Source organism: Klebsiella sp. RHBSTW-00215 (assembly GCF_014103785.1).
Lineage (GTDB): Bacteria > Pseudomonadota > Gammaproteobacteria > Enterobacterales > Enterobacteriaceae > Klebsiella.
On sequence record NZ_JABXQS010000001.1, the window covers coordinates 4519216 to 4542010 of the forward strand.

The following is a 22795-nucleotide window of genomic DNA, read 5'->3' on the forward strand; positions in this document are numbered from 1 at the left end:
CGAGGCCTGGCAGGCCAAAAGTTCTACATTGATCGTGATTAATCAGCGCGGGTTGTTATCTGTGGCAAGGTATTTGAACGCAGGTAAAGAAATTAACCTGATGAAATATAATGGTAAATAGATGTTTTAATCTTTTTGTTTATCGTAAAACGATAAATTATTATTGTTTTGCAGTGATTCTGTGTATTCTGTCATCACTTACTCAGAGAAATTACGAGGGATTGAATGTCTACTGATGCACTTGCGCGGTTCAGCCAAAGGATGGTCAGTATCACCCTGTTATTGATGGTGGCGATTATCGTGATGAATACGGCCGTTCTGTTCTTTCCATCGATATCATTGACCCATGAACTGGCGGGGATCAATCTCTCGCTATCGGATCGACTACTCTCGACGCTTAACATTCGCTTACCGGATTTACCATGGTGGCAAGCCGTTGGTGCCGGGGTCATCAGCTTTCTGGTTGTGCTCCCTCTTTGCTACAGCCTGTTCCACCTGCGGGCGCTATTTCACTCCTATGCGCGCAGGGACTACTTTTCTGCCGGTGCGGCGCAGCATATGCGCAAAATTGGCGCTTCACTGGGGGCCTGGGTCATCATGACGATCGTCGTGGACCCGCTACTCAGCTATTGGCTAAGGAAGGTGCGAACAAGTCCCTGATATGAGATCATGTTTGTCATCTGGAGCCATGGAACAGGGTTCATCATGAGTCATCAACTTACCTTCGCCGACAGTGAATTCAGCAGTAAGCGCCGTCAGACCAGAAAAGAGATTTTCTTGTCCCGTATGGAGCAGATTCTGCCATGGCAAAACATGGTGGAAGTCATCGAGCCGTTTTACCCCAAGGCTGGTAATGGCCGGCGACCTTATCCGCTGGAAACCATGCTACGCATTCACTGCATGCAGCATTGGTACAACCTGAGCGATGGCGCGATGGAAGATGCTCTGTACGAAATCGCCTCCATGCGTCGGTTTGCCCGGTTATCCCTGGATAGCGCCTTGCCTGACCGCACCACCATCATGAATTTCCGCCACCTGCTGGAGCAGCATCAACTGGCCCGCCAATTGTTCAAGACCATCAATCGCTGGCTGGCCGAAGCAGGCGTCATGATGACTCAAGGCACCTTGGTCGATGCCACCATCATTGAGGCACCCAGCTCGACCAAGAACAAAGAGCAGCAACGCGATCCGGAGATGCATCAGACCAAGAAAGGCAATCAGTGGCACTTTGGCATGAAGGCCCACATTGGTGTCGATGCCAAGAGTGGCCTGACCCACAGCCTAGTCACCACCGCGGCCAACGAGCATGACCTCAATCAGCTGGGTAATCTGCTGCATGGAGAGGAGCAATTTGTCTCAGCCGATGCCGGCTACCAAGGGGCGCCACAGCGCGAGGAGCTGGCCGAGGTGGATGTGGACTGGCTGATCGCCGAGCGCCCCGGCAAGGTAAGAACCTTGAAACAGCATCCACGCAAGAACAAAACGGCCATCAACATCGAATACATGAAAGCCAGCATCCGGGCCAAGGTGGAGCACCCATTTCGCATCATCAAGCGACAGTTCGGCTTCGTGAAAGCCAGATACAAGGGGTTGCTGAAAAACGATAACCAACTGGCGATGTTATTCACGCTGGCCAACCTGTTTCGGGCGGACCAAATGATACGTCAGTGGGAGAGATCTCACTAAAAACTGGGGATAACGCCTTAAATGGCGAAGAAACGGTCTAAATAGGCTGATTCAAGGCATTTACGGGAGAAAAAATCGGCTCAAACATGAAGAAATGAAATGACTGAGTCAGCCGAGAAGAATTTCCCCGCTTATTCGCACCTTCCTTAGCGGAATTTCCGTCAGAGTGGATTTTTACCGATGAGAAAACGGGAGAGACGATAGAAGTTGACGGTATTTTATCGACCGGGGTGTTCCATCAGTTTCTCACCACGCTGGATTATCCACAGAGACAGCTCGTTCTGAAACCCAGAAGCGGAACTACAGCTCATGTCAGCCCTGATGTGACAGCAGCCGCCAGGATCCCGTTTATTCTTGATGGTTCGCATTTCATGATTGTGAAAGGGGCGATCAACGGTAAAGAGGGAATGACCTTTTTCCTCGACTCCGGCCTGGACGACCCGGAGGCTTCGATTCTACTGCAGCAAGGGGCTCTGGATTATGTCGGTATTAAGCGCGATCCGCAGGATGCCTTTGTGCCGGATAACAGTAAAGGCGGGCTTGGCGGCGGTGGCTTTGAGATAACCCGATTAAGCATTGATAGCGTTGCTTTAGGTCCGCTAAAGCAGACAGGGCTAACCGGTCTCTTTGGTGTTTTGCCTGACGCGTTGTACCACACTGAGTCGGGGATGATTCTGGACGGTTTTATTAGCCATCAATTCCTCAGGCACTATAAGTGGACGATTGATTTTGATTCGATGGTTATGACATTTGAGTAGAAGCAGAGGCGGGAGGGAGCCCTCCCGGCGTCTCAGCTCAGGTCGTGCAAATCTTTACCATTCGGCGGCAGCAGCGAAAGGTCGTGGAAATCGACCTTGAGTCCACTGCGTTGCGGCGTACAACACATCACGCCGACCTTTGCCATCCCGGTTGGAAAAGGGCACAGGCGCAGCAGCGGCCAACGGTCACCGTCCGTGGAATATTGCAAACGTAGCACTTCTCCCTGACGGGTCAGGCGCAGCCAGAACTCTCGGGGATCTCCTGAATAGTTGCCGGTTGCCCAGTCTGATTTCCCCAGCGTCAGTACGCTGCCGATGGCAGGTGCGCCGTCGTTATACTCAATGCCCGCCTTAAGCCAATGTCGCTCATCCTGCATCAGCATAATCCCCGCCTGGTCATACAGGGTGTCGAAATCAGCGCGAACCCGAACCTGGAAGGTGAAATCGTTGGAGACATCCGTTGCGTAGATATGCCCGGAAAAGCGCTCAAACCCGTACCAGGTTTCACGCCAGAAATCAGTTTGCGCGTCGGTTACCACGCTGAGGACGCCATCCTTATCGGCCCATGTTGTCGGTTCGTTAATCCAGTGAAATGCCTGATGCATCATGCCTCCTGTTTCTGCTGAATAAGGGATATGAATAGTTCTGCGGCCTCGGATGCCTGCTGCGCAAGGCATGCGTCCCACGCCTGGCTATCGGCATCACAAAAGCCGTGCTGTGCATTGAACATTCGACAGGACACAGACGGTTTTTTCTCAAGTTCATTTTGCATTATGCGGGGATCGAACGCGGGCTCATCGCTGGCAATAACAACAAGCGTCGGGCAGGGCGGCGCAATGTCACTGTGCTGACGGATCCGTGAGCCATAATGGCAAATGACACCGTCGCAGAGTCCGCTTCTGGCGGCCAGCCAGCCTAAGGTTGCGCCCACGCTATAGCCGATCACCAGTATCGTGTCATATTTTTCCCTTAGCCCGGATAGCAGGGACTCGACACCCGCCGTATCAAAGCCGACGTTATCGCTAAAGTGGCGGTAGGCTTCATCCTGCTGGTCATAGCGGAAAGGCGCTGAGTGGGGAAAGAGCATTGGGGTATAAACATCGAAACCGCGTCTTTTCCATATATCAGCGGTTCGCTGAATATGCGCATTGATGCCGTAAATTTCATGCAGCAGAACGATGGCTTTATCGCAATCAGGTAACATAAACGCGCCTCTGTTGGATAAAAATGAGTTTGTCAGAAATTGAGAACCATCCCGAACTGGGTCAGTGTATCAGAGCCCGTCAAGATGGTTGCTCGCTTCTGATTGTTTCTTGCTTGTACGCCTACCTCTCCGGCGCAACCGTGCGCGACATTGCAGCAACGATAAGCATCAACACGGTGATAAAAATAAACGCATAGGTCAATGAGCTAAGATGCGCGACATAACCAATCAACGCAGGTCCCGCCAGTACGCCCAGATACCCCATGGTGGTAATCGCAGGAACGGCTACGGATTGTGGCATGACCTGCTGACGCCCCACGGCTGAGAACATCGCCGGGACAATATTGGCACAGCCTGCGCCGACCAGCACGTAGCCAAGCAGCGACAGCGACCAGGCGGGGACAAACGTCACCAGGCAAAAACCGATGGCGGCCAGAATGGAACCGCCAAATACCACCGGTACAAAGCCGAGGCGAGTGATAAGGCGGTCGCCGCTCAGGCGGACTGCGGTCATCGCTATGGCAAAGAAGGCAAAACCCAGCCCGCCCAGGTTTTCCGGCATGCCGCGAACTTCGGTGAGAAAGACGGCGCTCCAGTCGAGCACCGTGCCTTCGGCCAGAAAGACCGCAAAGCAGATTATGCCGATCAACAACACGATGCCGCGCGGGATAGCAAATGCAGGCCCGCTGGACGGGTTGGCCCACGGTAAAAGACCTTTGGTACAAATGAGTAACAGCCCGGTGACGATCAGTGCAACAGCGATGGTGGCGGAGAGAACGGCAAGTCCAGCGGTCAGCAGGAGAGTCATCACCCCGGCGCCGGCAATTCCCCCGACGCTGTACATCCCATGAAAGCCGGACATTAATGGTTTGTTTGCCTGGCGTTCGACGATAATCGCCTGAATATTCATGGCGCAGTCCGTCACGCCGATGCCCACACCAAATATCAGCAGCATAAAACCGAGCAGCCGGGCATCGCTAATGATGGCCAGTAAAGGCATAGACACAATAACGATAGCCACTGACGACACAATCACCCGACGACAACCGTAGCGACTGGTCAGTATGCCGGTCAGCGGCATGGCGATAAGCGCGCCCATCCCCAGACACAGCAGCAGGGTACCGAGCATGGCGTCGTTAACTGCCGTGTTGCTTTTGGCGAATGGCACGATCACCGCCCAGGTTGCGGTGGCAAAGCCTGAAATGAAAAACGCGATACGTGTTGCCAGGGACTGGCTGGCATTTAGAGCAGAAGCGTGCATTGATGTTCCTTGTCGTAAGATCGTAAGGCTTCCCTGTACTCAGTTGGCATCACGCCGATACCTTCAGAGAGGACTAATCATTCAGGTGCTCAATATTGCTCGAATGGTGTTTTCAGGGTGGTTTTGTTGCTCGATTTTGCAATATTAGCGCAAGGGCAGCAAGCGTTGATTAGCTGAAGGCACTGGTCAGGATGTCCGTAGTATCACAGTCTGTTGCATGCTAAACGGGTATTATCATAATAACTGTGAATACTCTGAGCATGACTCCTGCGGTAACTCACAGTAAAGGAACATCTTGCTTATTTTTCAGGGAGAAATTCATGTTCGATCATACCGGCATCACCGTGACCCATTTTGAACGTAGTAAAGTTTTCTATACCTCGGCGCTCTCGGCCCTGGGCCTCGGGATCAGTAAAGCTCCACCGGGCGAGCGGGTAGGGTTTGGCAATTTACAAAAGACCGGGCTGGAGCTGGCGGCGGAAACCTTCTGGATAACCGTCGGGATCCCTTATGTACCCCGAACCCATATTGCCTTTCGTGCGTATTCGGAAGAAGAAGTCGTGGCGTTTTATCACGCCGCTCTGAAAGCAGGTGGTCGTGACAACGGTTTGCCCGGTCTACGGCCCCAGTACGGCGCCGGCTACTATGCTGCATACGTTCTCGACCCCGATGGCTACAATATCGAAGCCGTTTATCGATACTAATGCGTCTGGATCTCTGGTCGCGCCAAATGGATATACAAGTTGTGAATCGGGATAAATTACTTCAGCTACTTAATAATCTGCATATCGATTATCGCTATATTGAACATCCGGCAATGAACAGCGTCAGCGATCGAGAGCGCTATGCGGTGAAGCTTCCTGCGCAACTGCTTAAAAATATGCTCTTAAAAAACAGCAGCGGACGCCATTTCTATCTTTATATTCTCGATGGTGAAAAGAGGGCCGATCTGAAGGCGTTAGCCAGAGAAATTGGTGACTCCCGTCTCTCCCTCGCAACACCTGGCGAGCTAAAGCAGCTTTTGGGGCTGGAGCCGGGCGAGGTCACTCCCTTTGCGCTGCTAAACGATCCGGCTCATAAAATTAAGGTGCTGATTGATGCCTCGGTTGATGAACTGGGACCATTAGGTTTTCACCCACTGGTGAATACCGCCACAGTGTGCATTTCACTCAGCGCGCTCCATCAATTTTTACACTACTGTACGCATGCATCTCAGCAGGTCGGCGATGTTGCCGGTCACTGCGGCTAACCGCAATGACCGGTATTTTTAATACACTAACGTTGCGTGATGCTGATCAGACGGTTGCAGCTTTCAGACGGGCAGCAAAGGCTTTCAGCTCTGTCAGCATGGCATCACGATCGTCAACATGTTGCTCAATGATCTTCACAATAGCAGAACCAGAAATCGCTCCGGCGGCGCCCGCTTCTAATGCATCCGCAACCTGGCCCGGGGTTGAAATTCCGAATCCCTGTAGCGCCGGGACAGCCTGGTATTCTTTAAGCTTCGCCACCAGATGTTGCAATGGCACTGCGCCACGATTTTCCGCACCGGTTACGCCCGCTCGCGACAGCAGATAGGTGTAACCGCGACCGTGGGCGGCAATCTGGCGCAGTAGCTCATCGTCAGCGTTGGGAGGACAGATAAAAATAGGCGCAATGTTGTGGCGTATTGCCGCCTGGCGGAACGGGGCTGATTCTTCGAACGGGACGTCCGCCACCAGTACCGAATCGACTCCGACGCGGGAACAATCGGCATAAAATGTATCGATCCCTCGGTTATAGACCAGATTGGCGTACATCAGCAGGCCGATGGGGAGAGTCGGATATTTCGCGCGGATAGCCGCCAGCATCTCGAAGCAGCGGGCAGGGGTGACGCCTGATGCAAAAGCACGCAGAGCGGCGTTTTGAATGGTCGGGCCATCAGCCAGCGGGTCGGAGAACGGGATACCCAGCTCCAGCGCATCAGCACCTCCGGCAACCAGCGCGTCAATAATTTGCAGCGATAGCCCCGGTTGCGGATCGCCCAACATGACAAAAGGAACAAATGCGCCTTCTCCACGGTTTTTCAGCTGCGTAAACAAATCGTTATAGCGTTCCATCACATTTCTCCTCGCGCTTGCAGAATGTCGTGTACGGTAAAGATGTCCTTATCGCCGCGACCGGAAAGATTCACCACCAGCAACTGCTCTTTGTCCGGATTTTCGCGCATCATCCTCAAGGCATGAGCCAGCGCATGGGATGACTCAAGTGCCGGAATAATCCCTTCAGCGCGGCTCAGGGTTTTAAATGCTGCCAGCGCTTCATCGTCGGTCACAGAGACGTATTCTGCGCGACCAATGCTGTTCAGATAAGCATGTTGTGGCCCGACTGATGGGAAATCGAGCCCAGCGGAAATAGAACAGGACTCTTTGATCTGGCCGTCATCAGTCTGCATCATGGGCGACTTCATGCCGAAGTAAATGCCGGTGCGACCGTGTTTTAACGGTGCTCCGTGCTCACCGCTCTCAATGCCATGTCCCGCAGGCTCAACGCCAATCAGCCCGACCTGTGGGGTATCGATAAAGTCCGCAAACATGCCGATGGCGTTGGAGCCGCCGCCCACGCAGGCGATAACGGCATCCGGCAGGCGTCCCTCTTTTTCCTGTATCTGTACTCTGGTCTCTTCGCCGATCATGCGCTGGAATTCACGCACGATAGTTGGAAAAGGATGCGGCCCCGCGGCGGTGCCGAGCATGAAGTGGGCGGTTTCATAGCTTCCGGACCAGTCACGCAGCGCCTCGTTCGACGCATCTTTCAGGGTGGATGAACCGCTGTGAACGGGGATCACTTCCGCACCCATCAGGCGCATACGGAAGACGTTAGGCGACTGGCGTTCAATATCTTTCGCGCCCATATAAATGCGGCATTTCAGGCCCAGCAAGGCACTGGCCAGGGCCGATGCTACGCCGTGCTGTCCGGCACCGGTTTCGGCGATAATCTCCGTTTTGCCCATACGCTTTGCCAGCAGCGCCTGGCCAAGAACCTGATTGGTCTTATGCGCGCCGCCGTGCAGCAGGTCTTCTCGTTTTAGGTACAACGTTGTGCGGGTTCCTTGCGTAAGATTGCGGCATTTTGTTAGCGCTGTTGGACGACCGGCGTAATTTTTCAGGAGATGGGTAAATTCAGCCTGAAAGAGCGGATCTTCGCGAGCGCTGACAAACGCCGCTTCCAGCTGGCGTAGCGCCGGGATCAAAACCTGCGGAACGTACATACCGCCGAATTCGCCAAAGTAGGGGTTAAGTAATGTGCTCATTATTGCTCCTTAATATATGCGCAGTACCTGAGTCGGGTTCCATCTCTCCCGGTGAGGACTCTGCACGTGAAGTGAAATCGGGTACTGCGCAGCGGTCGCGGCTATTTTCCTGCGCCGCATACGTAAAATCTGGACAAAAAAAAGCCCGCTTATTGGCGGGCCGGGTATCGGTGTGCAAACTGCAGACGTGACGATACTGCCCGTTAACGGGAAGTGCGCCACCAGCTGTGCAGAGTCATCATGATCACGAGTTGCATTTTTCGATACCTGGAAAATAGAGTTTGTACTAGTAAACTAGTTCTTGAGGTCAATGTCAACTTTGGAATTATTGGTACCAAGAATCGATCATTGCGATTTTTCTCGTCAGCGCAAACGTGAAACAGCGCATTGCTTCAATGCATCAAGTCGAGTTACCGTGGTTTTTTCAGCTGATTTTCTACCACGTTAGCGAGACCGTATGAATTTGAACCGTGCCGATATGGCCGATCTTATCTATTTTTGCGCCATCGCACGCCATCACAGTTTTAGCAAGGCAGCTATCGAGCTTGGCGTCAGCGCCTCGACCCTCAGCCACGCCCTGAAGGGGTTTGAGGCGCGACTGGGCGTACGTTTGCTGAACCGCACCACTAAAAGCGTCACTCTGACGGCGGCGGGTGAGAGCCTGGCCCGTGAGGTGAACGAACCGGTAGCCACGATCGATGCGGCGATCGAGCAGCTTAATCAGTTCCGCGACTCACCCGCAGGACGCATTCGGCTTAACGTCGCCGTTGAAGCCGCCACGCTGCTCCTGGCTCCCATTTTGCCGATTTTTGCTGAGCGCTATCCCGACATTGAACTAGATATTGCCGCCAGCAACCGCATTATTGATGTGACGGAAGAGCGTTTTGATGCCGGGATCCGCTACGGCGGAACGGTACCTGAGGATATGGTGGCCCAGCGCCTCTCCGCCGATGTTCGCTGGGTTGTCGCAGCGTCTCCGGCCTATCTCGCGCGGTTTGGAGAACCTCAGCATCCAGACGATCTGCATCACCATCGCTGCGTTAGCAACCGGCTGGGGAATAATCGTATTTATAAGTGGGAGTTTGAGCGCGGTGAGGAGCAGCTCACCATAAAGGTCCCCCCTTTGCTGACGGTCGATCAGGCGGAAACCGGGGTGGTGGCGATATTGCAGGGATTCGGTTTGATGTACCTCCCGGAACCGCTGATTTCTCAGCACGTCAGCGAAGGGCGTCTGCGCCTGGTGTTGACCGACTGGGCTTCTTCCGGGCCGGGGTTCTATATCTATTACTCCAGCCGTCATCAGCTTCCCGCAGGGCTGCGCTTATTAATTGATCTTGTCAGAGAGTTAAAACCGCTGGGCCTGTAGCCTGATTGATGAAAATTACTCACAACCCCATTCGATAAGCGGGGCTGGCTCCTTCGCAATGCACGCCTTACCCTTGAGGCAAAAGAGAAGGAGACCTCAATGAAATTACAACACCGCAGTATCCCTGGACTATTTTGCTTTTTGGCCGCCATCATCTTTTTTATCGGCTCTGTCAGTACCCGCGCGGTCGCAGAGACGAAAACCCTGGTGATTGTTTCTCACCCTTATCCTGAACAATCGGTCATGACCAAAGGTCTTGAGACCGCAGCGCAAAGCATACCCGGCGTGACCGTGCGCAATCTGGAGACGCTTTACGGTTATGACGCGCGAAAAATCAATGCCGATGAAGAGCGACGCCTTATGCGTGAACACTCGCGCATTGTTTTCATTTTCCCCACTCACTGGTTCAACATTACGCCGATGATGAAGGCCTGGATGAACGATACCTGGGGCAGCGTGGGACCAGGGTCGTGGCAGGGCAAGGAAATGCTGATTGTGACCACCGCAGCGGGAGGCGACACGACCTACGGCGAGTCCGGTCGAATTGGCGTCAGCCTTGCCGACGTATTTATGCCGATGAAGGCCAGCGCCCTGCATACTGGAATGACCTGGCTTCCACCGCTGGTGTTTCAGAGCGCCACTCGCAGCCAGTTGCCTGAGTATCAGCGCCAGCTAGTGGAAAGACTCTCAAATTAATTTGCCCACAAGGAGTTGACCATGAAAGGTTTTATTGCCGTTGCTGCGATGTCACTTATGTTGGGCGATCCTGCCTGTGCTGAAGAAAAAAGAGGTACCAGTATGACTCCATTTACTCCATCCGTATTGTCGACTACGGATATCCAGTCGGTCTCCCCGGCGCTTGCACGTTTTGGCAATGAAGTCCTGGCTGAGGATCTCTGGAAGAGAAATGAACTCTCGCTGCGCGACCGGAGTATCGTCACCATCGCTATTCTTATTGCCCGCAATCAGCCCGCTGAGCTGAAGCATTACGTTGAAATCGCCCTCGATAACGAGGTCACCCCGGCTGAAGTCTCAGAGGTGATTACTCACTTGGCCTTTTATTCCGGCTGGCCAAACGCCATGTCCGCCATCGCCGTGACGAAAGATATTTTTGCCGCTCGTGGTATTAGCCACGAGCAGCTGGCGGCGGCCTCACCGGCGCTGCTTCCCCTCAATCAGGAGGTTGAAAACCAGCGTTCGACCACGGTAGAAAAGAGCGTCGGCCCCATTTCCCCAGGGCTTGTAAAGTTCACCACCGATCCGCTTTTCCTTGACCTGTGGCAGAGAACGGGGCTGAAGCCGCGCGATCGCAGCCTGGTAACGGTGAGTGCGCTGGTTGCTGCCGGGCAAAGTGCGCAGATTGGCTATCATCTTAATCGGGCGATGGACAACGGTCTTACGGCGCCAGAGGCAGGGGAGGTAGTGACTCACGCGGCGTTCTATGCGGGATGGCCCAATGCTTTTTCCGCCGCGCCGGTGGTTGGCGAAGTTCTGCGCGCTCGCGGTCTGGTCGGATGAGCCTATGTTTAAAACTCTCAGCACCGCGCTGTTTATCTTTGCCGCGCTGACGGGTGTCGCATCGGCTAACGGGCAGGAGAACAGGGTGAGAATTCAGTTTGTTTTTAACGGGGTGAAAGTGGTTGGCTCTCTGGAGGAAAGCGCCGTTACGCACGAGTTTTTAACGCAGTTACCGTTGACGGTGAAGCTTGAGGATTACGGCTCAACCGAGAAAATCGCCTGGCTACCGGCGAAGTTGCGCCAGGCAGACGCCCGGGAATCGATAACGCCGAAGCGGGGCGATATCGCGTATTACGCGCCTTGGGGAAATCTGGCTATTTTTCGTGAAGATTACCGCCATTCGCCGGGTTTAATAAAGCTGGGTAGGGTGGAGCAAGGGCTTACCTCACTTAATCTGTCCGGTGCTGAAGTGGTGACTATCACGCGTGATGAGGAGCTATAAACGACTCCCTGCTCTGGCGATACCGCGGACATGTTATTTTTTAACCGTCAGGTAGCCGCTAATTCTGTAGGCTTCTTGCTAAGAAAAGCGTTGGGCCCTCCGGCATAGATTAAATCTGGCCGGAGGACCTGCTACTTAAAAGACAGGGACGGCATTATGCAAAAGCATCACCGCCAAGCTGCAATGTTCCATTGAGGGATGAGGTTTTTATCACGAAATTCTGCCCGCCGGGCCAGACGACGGCGTTAGTGGCGTCCGTTACCATGCCAGAAATAGACGGGAGCTTATCCGTGGTACCGCTGCCTGCAATTCTCGCAATTAATTCGGGTATCGCGGCAGCGACCCCCAGAACCAAAGCAACAATGATCGCAACAACAATGCGCACTGCACCCTCCAGCATTTTAGCCACGCCAAACGTAATACACGCAGCAATAATTCCGGCAATGACTTCGGTGATAATGACCCATGTCGCTTTTTCAACCCAGCTGTTTTTATCAGCTGGCCGCAGATCATAATATGAGAGCGTTTGTTCACCTTGATCATTGTTACCTAGCTTAACGCCCTGATAACTGGTGGACTCTGCATAGGCATCTATACCTGGCAATATAGGAATATGCACTTTCATGTACACCACCAACGTATCACCCTGCACCATCATCCAGAATTGTTGGCAAACGGGATAATAATCGCTCAGGGCATAGGTGATTTTCTTCATCGGGACATCTTTGGTATTGACGATCTTGGTATTATTCCCCGTAAGCTGAAAGTAGCTATCGTCAACATTGTTATCCCACGCATTTGCCAGGGTCGGCAAGGCCATCTGTTGTAAAAACATTGATTGTGAGATCGAAAAACCTGATTGCTGTCCGTCGGGGACTGCCGCCGGGGCAATCTGGTTAGCCAGCCCATCAACGCTGTGATCAAGTACCATGCATAGCACGCCAAATAGCTGATTATTGCCGGCGGTATCCTGGTAATAAGCATAATCAGTCGTTGTGGGTTTAAGCCAGGCAAAAGCACCGCTGGATGCCTTCATATTTAAATTAACCGTATTAAAAACATAGGTTATTTGCTCAAGATGGGCATTGAGATAACCTTGAATGGCCGCTTTTAACAATGCATTAAGCGTTTCATCGCCAGAATTGGGATTATCTATTTTCAGAACCACGACCGGCTCGACGCCAGAACCTGGACTGCTCTGGTTGAGTTTTAAATTATAAGGAATACCATTTTCTTCCTGTGCATTTTGCTGCTCAAGGTACTTCAATGTAACCTGGACTGTGGCGATCACTCCATTAATACTAAGAGGATTACCCCCTTGTGGCGTCAGCGTTCCATTGGCGACCGGTATTTTCATATTCATCAAACCACCTGTACCGCCGGCAGTAATTAACCATGGGCCAAAGTTGCCATTAATAGTTAATGTTACTAACGACCCCACAAGGGTGTAATCAAAATTTGTTGGGTACTCGCCAGAGACGGAGAAAACCTCATTGACTTTATCAACCGGAACAGCAAAAACAGTGTCCCAGCCCAGGGTAGTAAACGTCATCGGATCATATAACGATTCACCTTGTAAAGTTGTCGCCAGACGATGGCGCCGGGTCAACAATTGTTTGTTGGTATGTTCGGAACGATTGATTAACTGGCCGCTGAGCAGCGAGGGGGTATTTTCATGGTCAGGAAATTGGAACCGTAATGCACCACGATAAAGGGCATCTGCGGGTAATACCGTTTCAGTAGACATGATGAACTCCTAACATTGGGTAGCTATTTCAGCGGTGACCTATGCGGTGATAAATGCATTCCCACCAAACTGGAATGTTCCATTCAGTTGGGCTAGCGTAGGGGTAAATGTTGTGCCGTCAGGCCAACTGACTGGATTGGTCATGTCAATCACCAAACCCTCAACCGAAGGCAGATGATCTGCGACACCGCCACCAACGATAGTTGCGACCAGACTGGCCGTAATAGCAGCCGCCCCCATCACAACCGCAATGACGCAGGCCACCACAATACGTGCGGTGGTCGTCGCCAAAACGCCCACGATGGTGCTGATCACTGCGCCCAACAATGCAATCAGTACTTGAGTAATCACAATCCAGTTTGCGATGTCTACCCAGTGATTTTGGTTAGGGGGAGCGGCTTCTACATAGCCAAGTGTGCTGGTACCATCTTCTTTCGTTACCAACTGAAGCGAGAGATAACAGGTTTCTTCGTAATAAGCATCTATACCAGCTGAAATATGACAGTGCACCTTCGAGTAAATACAAATCATATCAGCATCAATCCAAAGTCGAAATTGCTCGATTTTAGGATGGTAGTTAATTGCTCCATATTTTACGGGGGCTGTGGGAAGTTGCCTATTCGCAATAATGGTGGTGTCGATTGCTAATAACTTAAAATCATCTGCTGTGGTATTTTGACCAAATGCTACAGGTAAACCGGGCAAAACCATTTGTTTCATAAATAATGGCTGGGAAACTGAAAACCCGGATTGTGATTCTGCAGGAATAGCCATTGGACCGAGTTGGTTAGCCGCAGTCCCCGGCTCATTATCTTGTACCATACAAAGAACACCAAATACGGCGTTATCAATACTGGCAGCATCATAATAGGCGTAGCTACTGTAAGTTGGTTTAAGCCATTGGAAACTTTCTTTATCGGCCACCATATTGAGGTTGATAGTATTAAAAACGTAGGTAAACGCAGACAGGTTTTGATTCAAATAGGCCTCAAAAGCCGCAGAGGCCGTTGCCAGTACCACTGGGTCGCTGGAAGCAGGCAATTCAACTTGCAGGACTGTGACTGGATAAAGACCGCTTTGTGACTGAGTATTGAACCGTAGGGCATTCAGTGTGCCATTCTCAGGTATCTGCGGTTGCGGAACATAAACCAAATTTACCGAAATGGTTACTTTTCCCCCCGCCATATCAATTGGCTGCCCACCAACGGGGGCGAAGGTACCGCTACTAATTGGAAGCGCCATGCGTACAATTCCTCCGCTTCCCCCGGTCGTGAGTGCCCAGGCACCGAATTTACCTTTAATATTGACGTTAATAATCGAACTATTCAGCGTGTAATCAAATGATTCAGGGTATGCCCTGGAAGCAGCAAAGGCCGTATTCACATTTTTTACCGGTACCGCAAATACGGTATCCCATCCCAGGGTATCGTTTTGTTGCACGGTCCTCAACGCCGTATGGCCAGCGATTCCGGGCGACTGTGGGCCAACCGCGCCGAGTGATGCGGCGCCGACATGCGGGGCGCCAAAAATGCCTGGAATTTGAATTCTGACCGAACGTTTAGTGGGGGCAGTGTCATCTTGAGAAACAGGATCTTTAATTTCACTCATACTATAACTCTCCGATGATGTTGTTTAAATACATGACTGTTTTAATCCCCAAATACTGGCGACGGTATTAAACTACGCGTGAAAATATTTCACTGAACTTACGTAGCTAACCTGTCTGGAACGATAAATGTCTCCAGTTAACCATCCCCGGGGAGTACCACAGATTATTTACTGGTCATCACAATCGCATCTTCCATTGTAACGGAATCAGCAACAAAACTACTTGCTCCAATAAAATGAACGGATGAAGGAGGAACGGCAGGAAAAAAATTCCCGGAGATCTTATCTGATAAATCTTTGACCAGAGCGCGGGCAATGAGACTGACTACCGCGGCACAGATACCATAAATAACTGGCCCAAGTGGTATCCAGTACCAAGGGATGTCGATGTCATAGCCCGAATTTGGATTCGGATCTGATAAGAAACTGATGGTTTTATTATCGCTATTAAAATAGAACGAATTATTGGCAGTAACATTCCAGCTACCACTCAAACCAGCATAAAAATCACAATCTCCACTGGCCTGAACATTGAGTGAGTTATTGTGTGCGGTAGCGACCATACGTGACATTCTGGGGTAATAGGTAATTGCGGCCTCTTTCATTCCCCCAAGAGATATTGATGTACCAGGCCTGAGAGAAAGCGAAGTCACTGCCCCTGAATTAATGACGAAAGCATCCGCTGGCGTTCCAGCCGGTAATGAGGCCAATAATCCAGGCAAAATAACATTTTTAAAATAAAGTAGGTTAGAAAATGCAAACCCCGAGGAGGCACTGCCTTGCTTCACCAGTGCTGGATCGCAAATAAGGGGAAGATTATCGATTGACTGAGCACTTGATAATAGCACCAGATAGCCGCGTTTAGGGCTATTCAGTTCAAAGTATGCATAGGCAACATTTTGTGGTGCCAACCAACTTTCCGCACCCGGTTGGACCGGGTTAATGGAGGCAAATATAAAACTGAGTTCGTTGGCATGATCGACTAGCGCTTGCGCTAATGCATTAAGAATAATGGCCTGGACATCCACAGCCGGAGGTAATTTTGAAAAGCCTAACGGCAGCACCAGGCCTGGATATCCTTGTCCTCCAAGAGTCCCGGCTTTTTCGAAAGCAAACCGCAGAACCTTTACCGCCGGGTCTGTTGGTGAAGGAAGTAAAGCCAAAGATATCTGCATTAATGCTGCTGCCCCAGCCAGATCGATTGGACTGCTATTAGACGAGGTTAATGTCCCGGTCTGGAAGTTAATTTCCAGGTTTAGTAATGCGCCATTACTACCGCCCGTGACTATTTGCCATTGGCCAAATTTCACCTCGATATTGAAATCACCTAGCTGACTATGGATCTCACTATTAAATCCGGGAATTAACGTTGATGCGGTTTGCGACAGAGCATTATTAGCATCACGGATATCTACCGCATAAGCGGTATCCCAACCAAATAAATTCATTTTGGCAGCCCTCGATAGAAAGTATAGGTATTTAATGGAGAACATTCCTACTGGATTAGTGATAGTTCAGCGTTGTGCGAGTGTCAATAGATTTTAATGTGGCCGATACGCATCTTTTTTAATACCAGTGCCGTCTTGTAAATAATTACTTGTTGAAATTCAAGTCTAATTAATAAAATGCAAATCATATATATGTTCAAATGCCAGCCAAGTTCGTATAAAATAATAAAATAAATATTTCAGTGGGTTAGGTTTCATAAAGAAGTCCGTTAACAATCATTATCTATTGAAAATTCAGCGAGCTAATGAAACTGGAAAAAAAACATGAAAAAAATGCTCCTTGCTAATAACTGCATTGTATCTACAATTGAAGATTCTTACCCTATATCACGTGCTTTCAAATTGAGTAAAGAATGCTGTGTTTATGTCCGCAGATATATACCCTAAATAATTCGAGTTGCTTAAAGGTGGCAAGATTCATTATCACGTAACACGACACTCATCCCGATCAAGCATTTGGTGCCTTCAAACGCACAATGAAATGTGAACGCCCCGCATCGCCAAAAATCATCTACACTTTTTCAGCCAAACCATTTTCATGCCCACGAGACGTGATAGCCATCAGACAGAACATTCACCCCTTATACCCGACTCACTGCAGGCGTCAGCCAGCAGCCTTGTTTTCTCAATAGAGGAGTTTGTAGCATGGCATTTGTGACAACCAAAGACGGCGTTAATATTTTCTATAAAGATTGGGGTTCCAGAGATGCGCAGCCCATTGTTTTTCACCATGGCTGGCCGTTAAGTGCGGATGATTGGGATAACCAGATGCTGTTTTTCCTGGCTGAAGGCTTCCGGGTGATTGCTATTGACCGACGTGGTCATGGGCGCTCAGACCAGGTGAGTGAAGGTCATGATATGGATCATTACGCCGCGGACGCTTCGGCTGTGGCGGAACATCTGGATCTGCATAACGCCGTGCATATCGGGCATTCTACCGGCGGTGGGCAGGTTGCGCGCTATGTTGCAAAGTACGGCCAACCACAGGGACGCGTCGCCAAAGCGGTGCTTATCAGTTCGGTTCCGCCATTGATGGTCAAAACGGACAGCAATCCAGGCGGGACGCCTGTTGAGGTTTTTGATGGTTTTCGCCAGGCGCTGGCTGCTAACCGCGCGCAGTTTTATCTCGACGTCGCTTCCGGGCCTTTTTATGGCTTTAACCGCGATGGCGCAGAAGTGTCGCAAGGCACCATTCAGAATTGGTGGCGGCAGGGTATGATTGGCAGTGCGAAGGCACACTATGAGGGGATTAAGGCGTTTTCTGAAACCGATCAGACCGAGGATTTAAAAGCCATTACGCTACCGGTGCTGGTTATGCAGGGGGATGATGATCAGGTTGTTCCCTATCAGAATGCGGCGATATTGCAGGATAAACTCCTGTCTGATAGCCAGCTAAAAATTTACCCCGGCTACCCGCACGGTATGCATACCACCCATGCTGATGTGATTAACGCCGATCTGCTGGCGTTTATCCGATCGTAACTGAGAAATCAGAAAGGCCGCCAGATGGCGGCCTTTAACATAGCGTCAGGCCTGATTCAGGCTCTCATGCTGGAGGATTTTCAGTAACTCATCCTTCAACAGAAGTTTTTCTTTCTTCATATGAACAAGCTCAAGACTGTATCCTTTGCCGTCAGCTCCTTCTATCCGGGAAATATCGTGATCGAGCGCGTTATGTTTTTCGAATAGCGATTGAAAGCGCGAGTGCGATGTTTTCAATCGAGAAATCAACTCTCTGTGTTCTGGAAACATGTACCTTCCTTGTTGATAGAAAAACGTGTGTACGAAGACACACACGTTTAGATTAACCACAGCAATGAAATGGTAATGAGAACAGTGTCGCGTTTATGTTACAGGCAGAGGAATTTCAGGCGCTGGGGAGGGGGGCCGTAACTAAGAGCCTATCCCATTAGGCTCTTAGCCGCTGGTGGGGTTTTAGTAATTAAATGGAATCCGCCAGGCGGTCGACAACAACTCTTCCACTATTATCAAACTGCGTTATGCGGTAATTCACACAATACGAACGACGGGTAGTAAACTGGTTAAATAAGGCCACGCGGCCTTTTTTGTCGCCGTTGCTATTGATAATGATCCATTCAGTGACATCCGTTGCGTTTATCATATCGTCGCTTGCGCATTGTTGTTCAACCAGGCGATCTTCTTTTTCTACCAACAAAAAATCTCGTAACATTTACTTATCTCCGCTCATCATTGTTTTTAACAATACTCCTTTTATCGATTCATTCAATTAAACATTTTAATCAATTAACGTAATTATTAGCCGGAAACTTACCGTCTTGCTTGAGCGCTCATTGTTTTGTTTTTAAAGGAAAAATAATTAATTCATGACGCAAAGGGGCAGATTTAATTCCATTAGAAAAACTTTCTCTTTGATAAAATTGTATGTGACAACGTCACATTCTCTGAAATGCAAAAAGCGTATTCAAGCGATAAGTGGGCACGCTCGACGGGTTAAAACTTGAACATCAGACCTGGCTCACAGATAAGAATTTTGTATTATTGATGCGAACTTGATCACTTGACTGGACAAGTGGCGCTCGCCTATGTTGAAAGCACCTTCTTATCCGTTCCAGGGAGCAAGAAACATGGGCATCATTCGTACCTTAAACGGCGACATTGCCGCTAATCAACTGGGCGTGACCTACAGCCACGATCATATCTACTGTATTCCGCCTTATTGGGCAGAACGTCAGGATGACGACCTTTTGCTGGACGACCCGCAGGCTTCCGAGCGTGAGTTAAGTGATTTCCGTCTAGCTGGTGGCAACGCTATCTACGACGCCACCGCCCCGGATTACGGCCGCCATGCGGCAACCGTCGCGGAAATGGCCCAGCGTCAGCAACTGCACATTATCGCCACCGCCGGTTTTAACAAAGGCTTTCTGTGGAGCAGCCTGCGTCCAGGTTTTTCACAAAGCTTTGCTGACTGGATTGCCAACTCAGAAATTGATGAACTGGTTGAGCACGTCTGCCAGGAAGTCACCGAGGGGATCGAAGGGACCCCGCATCGGGCCGGGGTGGTGAAGTGCGGCACGGGATATAACACGCTCTCTCCGTTAGAGAGAAAAACCATGGAAGTCATTGTCCGCGCCCAGCAACGCACTGGCGCGCCGATGCACAGCCATACGGAAATGGGGACGATGGGTTTAGAACAGGCGCAGATTTTTACCCGTCTGGGGTTGGATCTTTCCCGATTATGTTTCGCTCACATGGATCGCAACCCCGATCCCTGGCTGCACCGTCAGATCGCCAACACCGGGGCGTTTCTCTCTTTTGACGGTATCAGCCGCATCAAATATCACCCTGAACATATCCGCACCCAGGCCATTCTGGCGCTGTGCCAGCAAGGTTATCAAAAGCAAATCCTCATCGGCGGCGATTTTGCCCGCAAATCGATGAGCGCGCATTACGGCAAAGGGGGATTGGGGCTGAAGTTTATCCTCAGCGACTGGCGGCCAAGATTCGTCGAAGAGGCGCGGGAGGCCGGGTTTGACGGCGAAGCGTTACTGGATGATTTCTTTGTCGAAAATCCGGCGCGTTACTTCGCTTTTGGTTAAGGGGAGGTGCAATGAAGCTGCACCATTTAAATGAACGTGAAGCACGGCTGGCACTGCAGAAGGCGCAGATTGCTTTGCTGCCGCTGGGTGCGGTCGAGCCACACGGCGATCACCTACCGCTGGATACCGACAACCTGCTGGCCGAGCGCTTTTGCGCGCTGCTCAATGAACAGTTAGGCGAGTGCGCGCTGAGCCTGCCCGTTATTTCTTACAGCCAGGTGTGGTCGCTGCGCGGACACGCGGGGGCCATTGATATCGGCAATGAACAACTGACGTCGATGCTGGTGTCGCTGGCGGAGAATATGGCCAGCTACGGCATTACCACCACGGCGGTAATTAACGCGCATTACGGCAATTTTGACGCTATTAAAGCGGCTTCCCGCCAGCTTAAGGAGAAAGGCATCACGCTGCTCAGTTACAGCTGGGCAGGTATGGAGCAGGAGGTGCAAAAGCGGCAAACCTCGGCGGTGGCTTATCCCGGCTATATGCATGCTGATGAGGTCGAAACCTCGCTGATGCTGGCGCTGGCCCCGGAGTTCGTCACCATGGCGAACGCCCGTGCGCACTATCCGGTATTTCCACAGAATTTCCGCTATCAACCGATACGCTGGACCGAGTTTTCTGATTACGCCGTGCTGGGAGATCCCACCAGAGCCTGCGAAGAGAATGGTCGCGCCTTCATTCAGCAGGCGCTGAAGACCACCCTGGCCTCTATTCGCCATCACTTAACGCAAGGAGCCGCCGATGATCGAAAGTCAGTCGATAAAGGTTGATTGCCCGGCCAGAAGCCCGGAGGAGGCGATCCGCGAAGCGGGGAACGCGCTCTGTCGCGCGGGAGCCTGTAGCCCGCAATACGTTCAGGCCATGGTTGATAGCTACCGTGAGCTTGGCCCCTATTTTGTCATTGCGCCAGGGCTGGCGCTGCCTCACGCCCGCCCCGAACAGGGGGCAATTAAGGCGCAAATAAGTCTAATCAGGCTGCGCGAGCCGCTGGCGTTTGGTCATACGGAAAACGACCCGGTGCAGGTGGTGCTGGGGCTTTCAGCGACCAGCAGCGATGCGCATATCCATCTTATCCAGCATATCGTCACCGTGCTGAGCGATGAACATAACCTGCATACCCTGATGCATTCTCACGATCCTGAACAACTTTATCAGCTGTTAGCCAGCGCGTCGTAGGCTGCTCGCAGCGTTTGTAGCTTAATTAACACGGAGTGAATAGCGATGAAAATTCTGACAGTCTGTGGTTTAGGTATGGGCTCAAGCCTGATTTTAAAAATGAACGTCGAAACGGTGTTAAAACAGCACGGTATTCAGGCCTCCGTTGAACATATGGATGTTTCTTCAGCCGCATCGGCTAATGCCGATGTGGTGATCACCAATGCCGAACTGGTGGACAATCTAAAACACCTGTCCTGCCCGGTGGTGGTGGTGAACAACTATATCGACAACGCTGAAATAATCCGGGCATTGACGCAGGCCAATATTCTGCAACCGGGAGCGTCGTCATGAGTGAATTTCTTGGCGTTCTGCGCTGGATAACGATCAATATTTTTGGTGAGGCGTCGATTTTAATTGGCCTGATTGTGTTGCTGGGCCTGGTACTGCAAAAGAAACCGCTCGCTGATATTGTTTCCGGCACCCTGAAAGGGATTCTGGGCTTTCTGATCATCGGCGCGGGAGCCGGGATTATCGTTTCCGCTTTACTGATATTTCAGCCTATCTGGACCGAGGTTTTCGGCCTCAGTTCGATGAACCTGACCAATATTATCGGTCAGGCGCGTTTTAGCGAGCGCTACGGCAGCAGCGTGACGATCGCCATCGCCGGGGGATTCGCCATCAACCTGCTGCTGGCCCGGCTCACGCGCTTTAAATATATCTATCTCACCGGGCACATGATGTTCTGGACCACAATGATTTTTGCCGGGGTAATGGTGAACACCGAACCCAGTATTTCAGCGGTGCAGTTAACGCTAATGCTAACGGTGATTATGGGCCTGTACTGGACGTTACAACCCGCGCTGGTCCAGCCCTGGGTACGCAAAATTACCGGTAACGACAACGTGGCGCTGGGGCATACTTCGGCCTCGGTGGCTCTGCTTGGGGCGCTGTTTGGACAGCTATTTGCGCGTAATAAAATCAGTTCTGAGGATATCAAAGTCCCGAAAAAACTCGGCTTTCTGCGCGATTCCAACGTGGTGACCGCATTAACGATGTCGCTGCTGTTTTTTATCGGCACCTTTATTCTGCAAATAAAAGGCACGGCGAAGGCGGCTGAAATTCTCGCGCAATCGGGGGATCTGAGTTTCTACATCTACGCGCTCAAACAGTCGCTGATGTTTACCGGCGGCATCGCCGTGGTGCTGCTTGGCGTGCGCATGTTTATTGGTGAAATGGTACCGGCGTTTAACGGCATTGGTTCGCGGCTGGTTCCCGGCGCAAAACCGGCGCTGGACTGCCCAATTCTGTTTAACTTTGCACCAAACGCGGTGGTGTTGGGCTTTGTCGGCGCGTTTGTGGGTTCGCTGCTGTGGTTGACCCTGATTGGCCGCTACACCGGCTACGTGTTTATTCCCAGCATGATTGTGATTTTCTTCCACGCAGGTACGGCAGGGGTTTTCGGCAACATTACCGGCGGCTATAAAGGTGCGCTACTGGCGGGATTTATCACCTCGACGGTGGTCGCGTGGGGGCAATATTTCTGCGTGACTGGTTTTATCAACAACACCATTCCCGACACCGCATTGTGGGCCGGCGACAGCGATATGTTTGTTCTTGCGCCGCTTATTCACCTTTTGACCAGCATGCTGACGTTCTGACGGGGAGA

The 22795-nt window shown here is 51.2% G+C and carries 25 protein-coding genes and 1 other annotated feature; of the genes, 15 read left to right on the plus strand and 10 right to left on the minus strand.

What is annotated here, in order from left to right; all coding sequences use genetic code 11:
* Positions 1-225 precede the first annotated feature (225 nt).
* The 3 genes from HV127_RS21415 (at position 226) to HV127_RS21425 (ending at position 2444) form a co-directional block, all read left to right on the plus strand.
* The gene (locus tag HV127_RS21415; protein ID WP_182238590.1) at positions 226-660 is read left to right on the plus strand and encodes a DUF2975 domain-containing protein; all 435 of its coding nucleotides are present in this window, start codon (positions 226-228) and stop codon (positions 658-660) included.
* A 45-nt stretch (positions 661-705) separates the two neighbouring features.
* The gene (locus HV127_RS21420; RefSeq protein ID WP_042934497.1) at positions 706-1686 is read left to right on the plus strand and encodes an IS5-like element IS5 family transposase; all 981 of its coding nucleotides are present in this window, start codon (positions 706-708) and stop codon (positions 1684-1686) included.
* Positions 1687-2009: 323 nt separating this feature from the next.
* Positions 2010-2444 carry a hypothetical protein gene (locus tag HV127_RS21425; protein WP_182238592.1) on the plus strand — a complete coding sequence of 145 codons (435 nt, stop codon included), beginning with the start codon at positions 2010-2012 and terminating at the stop codon, positions 2442-2444.
* A gap of 32 nt (positions 2445-2476) precedes the next feature.
* On the opposite strand, the gene HV127_RS21430 is transcribed toward HV127_RS21425, so the two are convergent.
* The 3 genes from HV127_RS21430 to HV127_RS21440 all read right to left on the minus strand — a co-directional run bounded on the left by HV127_RS21430 (position 2477) and on the right by HV127_RS21440 (position 4909).
* The gene (locus HV127_RS21430; protein WP_182240758.1) at positions 2477-3049 is read right to left on the minus strand and encodes a DUF1349 domain-containing protein; all 573 of its coding nucleotides are present in this window, start codon (positions 3047-3049) and stop codon (positions 2477-2479) included.
* Positions 3049-3648: a dienelactone hydrolase family protein gene (locus tag HV127_RS21435; protein WP_182238595.1), complete on the minus strand. Its 600-nt coding sequence runs from the start codon at positions 3646-3648 to the stop codon at positions 3049-3051. The genes HV127_RS21430 and HV127_RS21435 overlap by 1 nt, the downstream gene beginning before the upstream one ends.
* Positions 3649-3769: 121 nt before the next feature.
* The gene (locus HV127_RS21440; RefSeq protein WP_182238597.1) at positions 3770-4909 is read right to left on the minus strand and encodes an MFS transporter; all 1140 of its coding nucleotides are present in this window, start codon (positions 4907-4909) and stop codon (positions 3770-3772) included.
* 320 nt (positions 4910-5229) lie between these two features.
* Here HV127_RS21440 and HV127_RS21445 point away from each other — a divergent pair, with 320 nt between their 5' ends.
* Positions 5230-5613 (plus strand): VOC family protein, encoded by a 384-nt coding sequence (locus HV127_RS21445; protein ID WP_181486251.1) that lies wholly within the window; start codon positions 5230-5232, stop codon positions 5611-5613.
* 26 nt (positions 5614-5639) lie between these two features.
* Positions 5640-6158, plus strand: coding sequence for a YbaK/EbsC family protein (locus HV127_RS21450; protein WP_182238599.1), 519 nt, complete (start codon positions 5640-5642; stop codon positions 6156-6158).
* 46 nt (positions 6159-6204) lie between these two features.
* On the opposite strand, the gene trpA is transcribed toward HV127_RS21450, so the two are convergent.
* Together trpA and trpB are read right to left on the minus strand one after the other, a co-directional pair.
* Complete coding sequence (gene trpA / locus HV127_RS21455; RefSeq protein WP_182238601.1) at positions 6205-7008, minus strand: tryptophan synthase subunit alpha; 804 nt, start codon at positions 7006-7008, stop codon at positions 6205-6207.
* Entirely contained in the window at positions 7008-8201 is a 1194-nt protein-coding gene (gene trpB / locus HV127_RS21460) for a tryptophan synthase subunit beta (protein WP_182238603.1), read from the minus strand. Before trpB ends, trpA begins: the two co-directional genes overlap by 1 nt.
* 135 nt (positions 8202-8336) lie before the next feature.
* Positions 8337-8431, minus strand: a sequence feature (Trp leader region).
* A 227-nt stretch (positions 8432-8658) separates the two neighbouring features.
* Between trpB and HV127_RS21465 the strand changes: the two genes are divergently transcribed.
* The 4 genes from HV127_RS21465 to HV127_RS21480 all read left to right on the plus strand — a co-directional run bounded on the left by HV127_RS21465 (position 8659) and on the right by HV127_RS21480 (position 11527).
* On the plus strand, positions 8659-9567 hold the full coding sequence (locus tag HV127_RS21465) for a LysR family transcriptional regulator (RefSeq protein ID WP_182238605.1): 909 nt from the start codon (positions 8659-8661) through the stop codon (positions 9565-9567).
* A 99-nt stretch (positions 9568-9666) separates the two neighbouring features.
* The gene (locus HV127_RS21470; protein ID WP_182238607.1) at positions 9667-10263 is read left to right on the plus strand and encodes an NAD(P)H-dependent oxidoreductase; all 597 of its coding nucleotides are present in this window, start codon (positions 9667-9669) and stop codon (positions 10261-10263) included.
* Positions 10264-10284: 21 nt separating this feature from the next.
* Complete coding sequence (locus HV127_RS21475) at positions 10285-11085, plus strand: carboxymuconolactone decarboxylase family protein (RefSeq protein WP_182238609.1); 801 nt, start codon at positions 10285-10287, stop codon at positions 11083-11085.
* 4 nt (positions 11086-11089) lie between these two features.
* Positions 11090-11527 (plus strand): cyclophilin-like fold protein, encoded by a 438-nt coding sequence (locus HV127_RS21480; RefSeq protein ID WP_182238611.1) that lies wholly within the window; start codon positions 11090-11092, stop codon positions 11525-11527.
* A 154-nt stretch (positions 11528-11681) separates the two neighbouring features.
* Here HV127_RS21480 and HV127_RS21485 read toward each other — a convergent pair whose 3' ends face one another.
* From HV127_RS21485 to HV127_RS21495, 3 genes are all read right to left on the minus strand, one after another.
* Positions 11682-13274 (minus strand): TULIP family P47-like protein, encoded by a 1593-nt coding sequence (locus HV127_RS21485; RefSeq protein WP_182238613.1) that lies wholly within the window; start codon positions 13272-13274, stop codon positions 11682-11684.
* Between the two features lie 39 nt (positions 13275-13313).
* Positions 13314-14882 carry a TULIP family P47-like protein gene (locus HV127_RS21490; protein ID WP_182238615.1) on the minus strand — a complete coding sequence of 523 codons (1569 nt, stop codon included), beginning with the start codon at positions 14880-14882 and terminating at the stop codon, positions 13314-13316.
* A 164-nt stretch (positions 14883-15046) separates the two neighbouring features.
* A complete protein-coding gene (locus HV127_RS21495) occupies positions 15047-16330 on the minus strand; it encodes a TULIP family P47-like protein (protein WP_182238617.1) in 1284 nt (427 codons plus the stop codon).
* A 705-nt stretch (positions 16331-17035) separates the two neighbouring features.
* On the opposite strand from HV127_RS21495, the gene HV127_RS21500 reads away from it, so the two are divergent.
* Positions 17036-17872 (plus strand): alpha/beta hydrolase, encoded by an 837-nt coding sequence (locus HV127_RS21500; RefSeq protein ID WP_182238619.1) that lies wholly within the window; start codon positions 17036-17038, stop codon positions 17870-17872.
* Positions 17873-17917: 45 nt separating this feature from the next.
* Here HV127_RS21500 and HV127_RS21505 read toward each other — a convergent pair whose 3' ends face one another.
* The gene (locus HV127_RS21505) at positions 17918-18142 is read right to left on the minus strand and encodes a YdcH family protein (protein WP_080828775.1); all 225 of its coding nucleotides are present in this window, start codon (positions 18140-18142) and stop codon (positions 17918-17920) included.
* Between the two features lie 190 nt (positions 18143-18332).
* Positions 18333-18581 (minus strand): hypothetical protein, encoded by a 249-nt coding sequence (locus HV127_RS21510; protein ID WP_181486239.1) that lies wholly within the window; start codon positions 18579-18581, stop codon positions 18333-18335.
* A gap of 415 nt (positions 18582-18996) precedes the next feature.
* Between HV127_RS21510 and HV127_RS21515 the strand changes: the two genes are divergently transcribed.
* Genes HV127_RS21515 through HV127_RS21535 form a run of 5 tightly spaced genes read left to right on the plus strand, consistent with a single transcriptional unit; the run spans position 18997 to position 22787 of the window.
* Positions 18997-19968, plus strand: coding sequence for a phosphotriesterase (locus HV127_RS21515; RefSeq protein WP_182238621.1), 972 nt, complete (start codon positions 18997-18999; stop codon positions 19966-19968).
* Between the two features lie 11 nt (positions 19969-19979).
* Positions 19980-20741 carry a creatininase family protein gene (locus HV127_RS21520; protein ID WP_182238623.1) on the plus strand — a complete coding sequence of 254 codons (762 nt, stop codon included), beginning with the start codon at positions 19980-19982 and terminating at the stop codon, positions 20739-20741.
* On the plus strand, positions 20713-21147 hold the full coding sequence (locus HV127_RS21525) for a PTS sugar transporter subunit IIA (protein ID WP_182238625.1): 435 nt from the start codon (positions 20713-20715) through the stop codon (positions 21145-21147). Before HV127_RS21520 ends, HV127_RS21525 begins: the two co-directional genes overlap by 29 nt.
* 45 nt (positions 21148-21192) lie before the next feature.
* Entirely contained in the window at positions 21193-21480 is a 288-nt protein-coding gene (locus HV127_RS21530) for a PTS sugar transporter subunit IIB (protein ID WP_110274637.1), read from the plus strand.
* Positions 21477-22787, plus strand: coding sequence for a PTS ascorbate transporter subunit IIC (locus HV127_RS21535; protein ID WP_182238627.1), 1311 nt, complete (start codon positions 21477-21479; stop codon positions 22785-22787). The genes HV127_RS21530 and HV127_RS21535 overlap by 4 nt, the downstream gene beginning before the upstream one ends.
* The last annotated feature ends 8 nt before the right edge of the window (positions 22788-22795 follow it).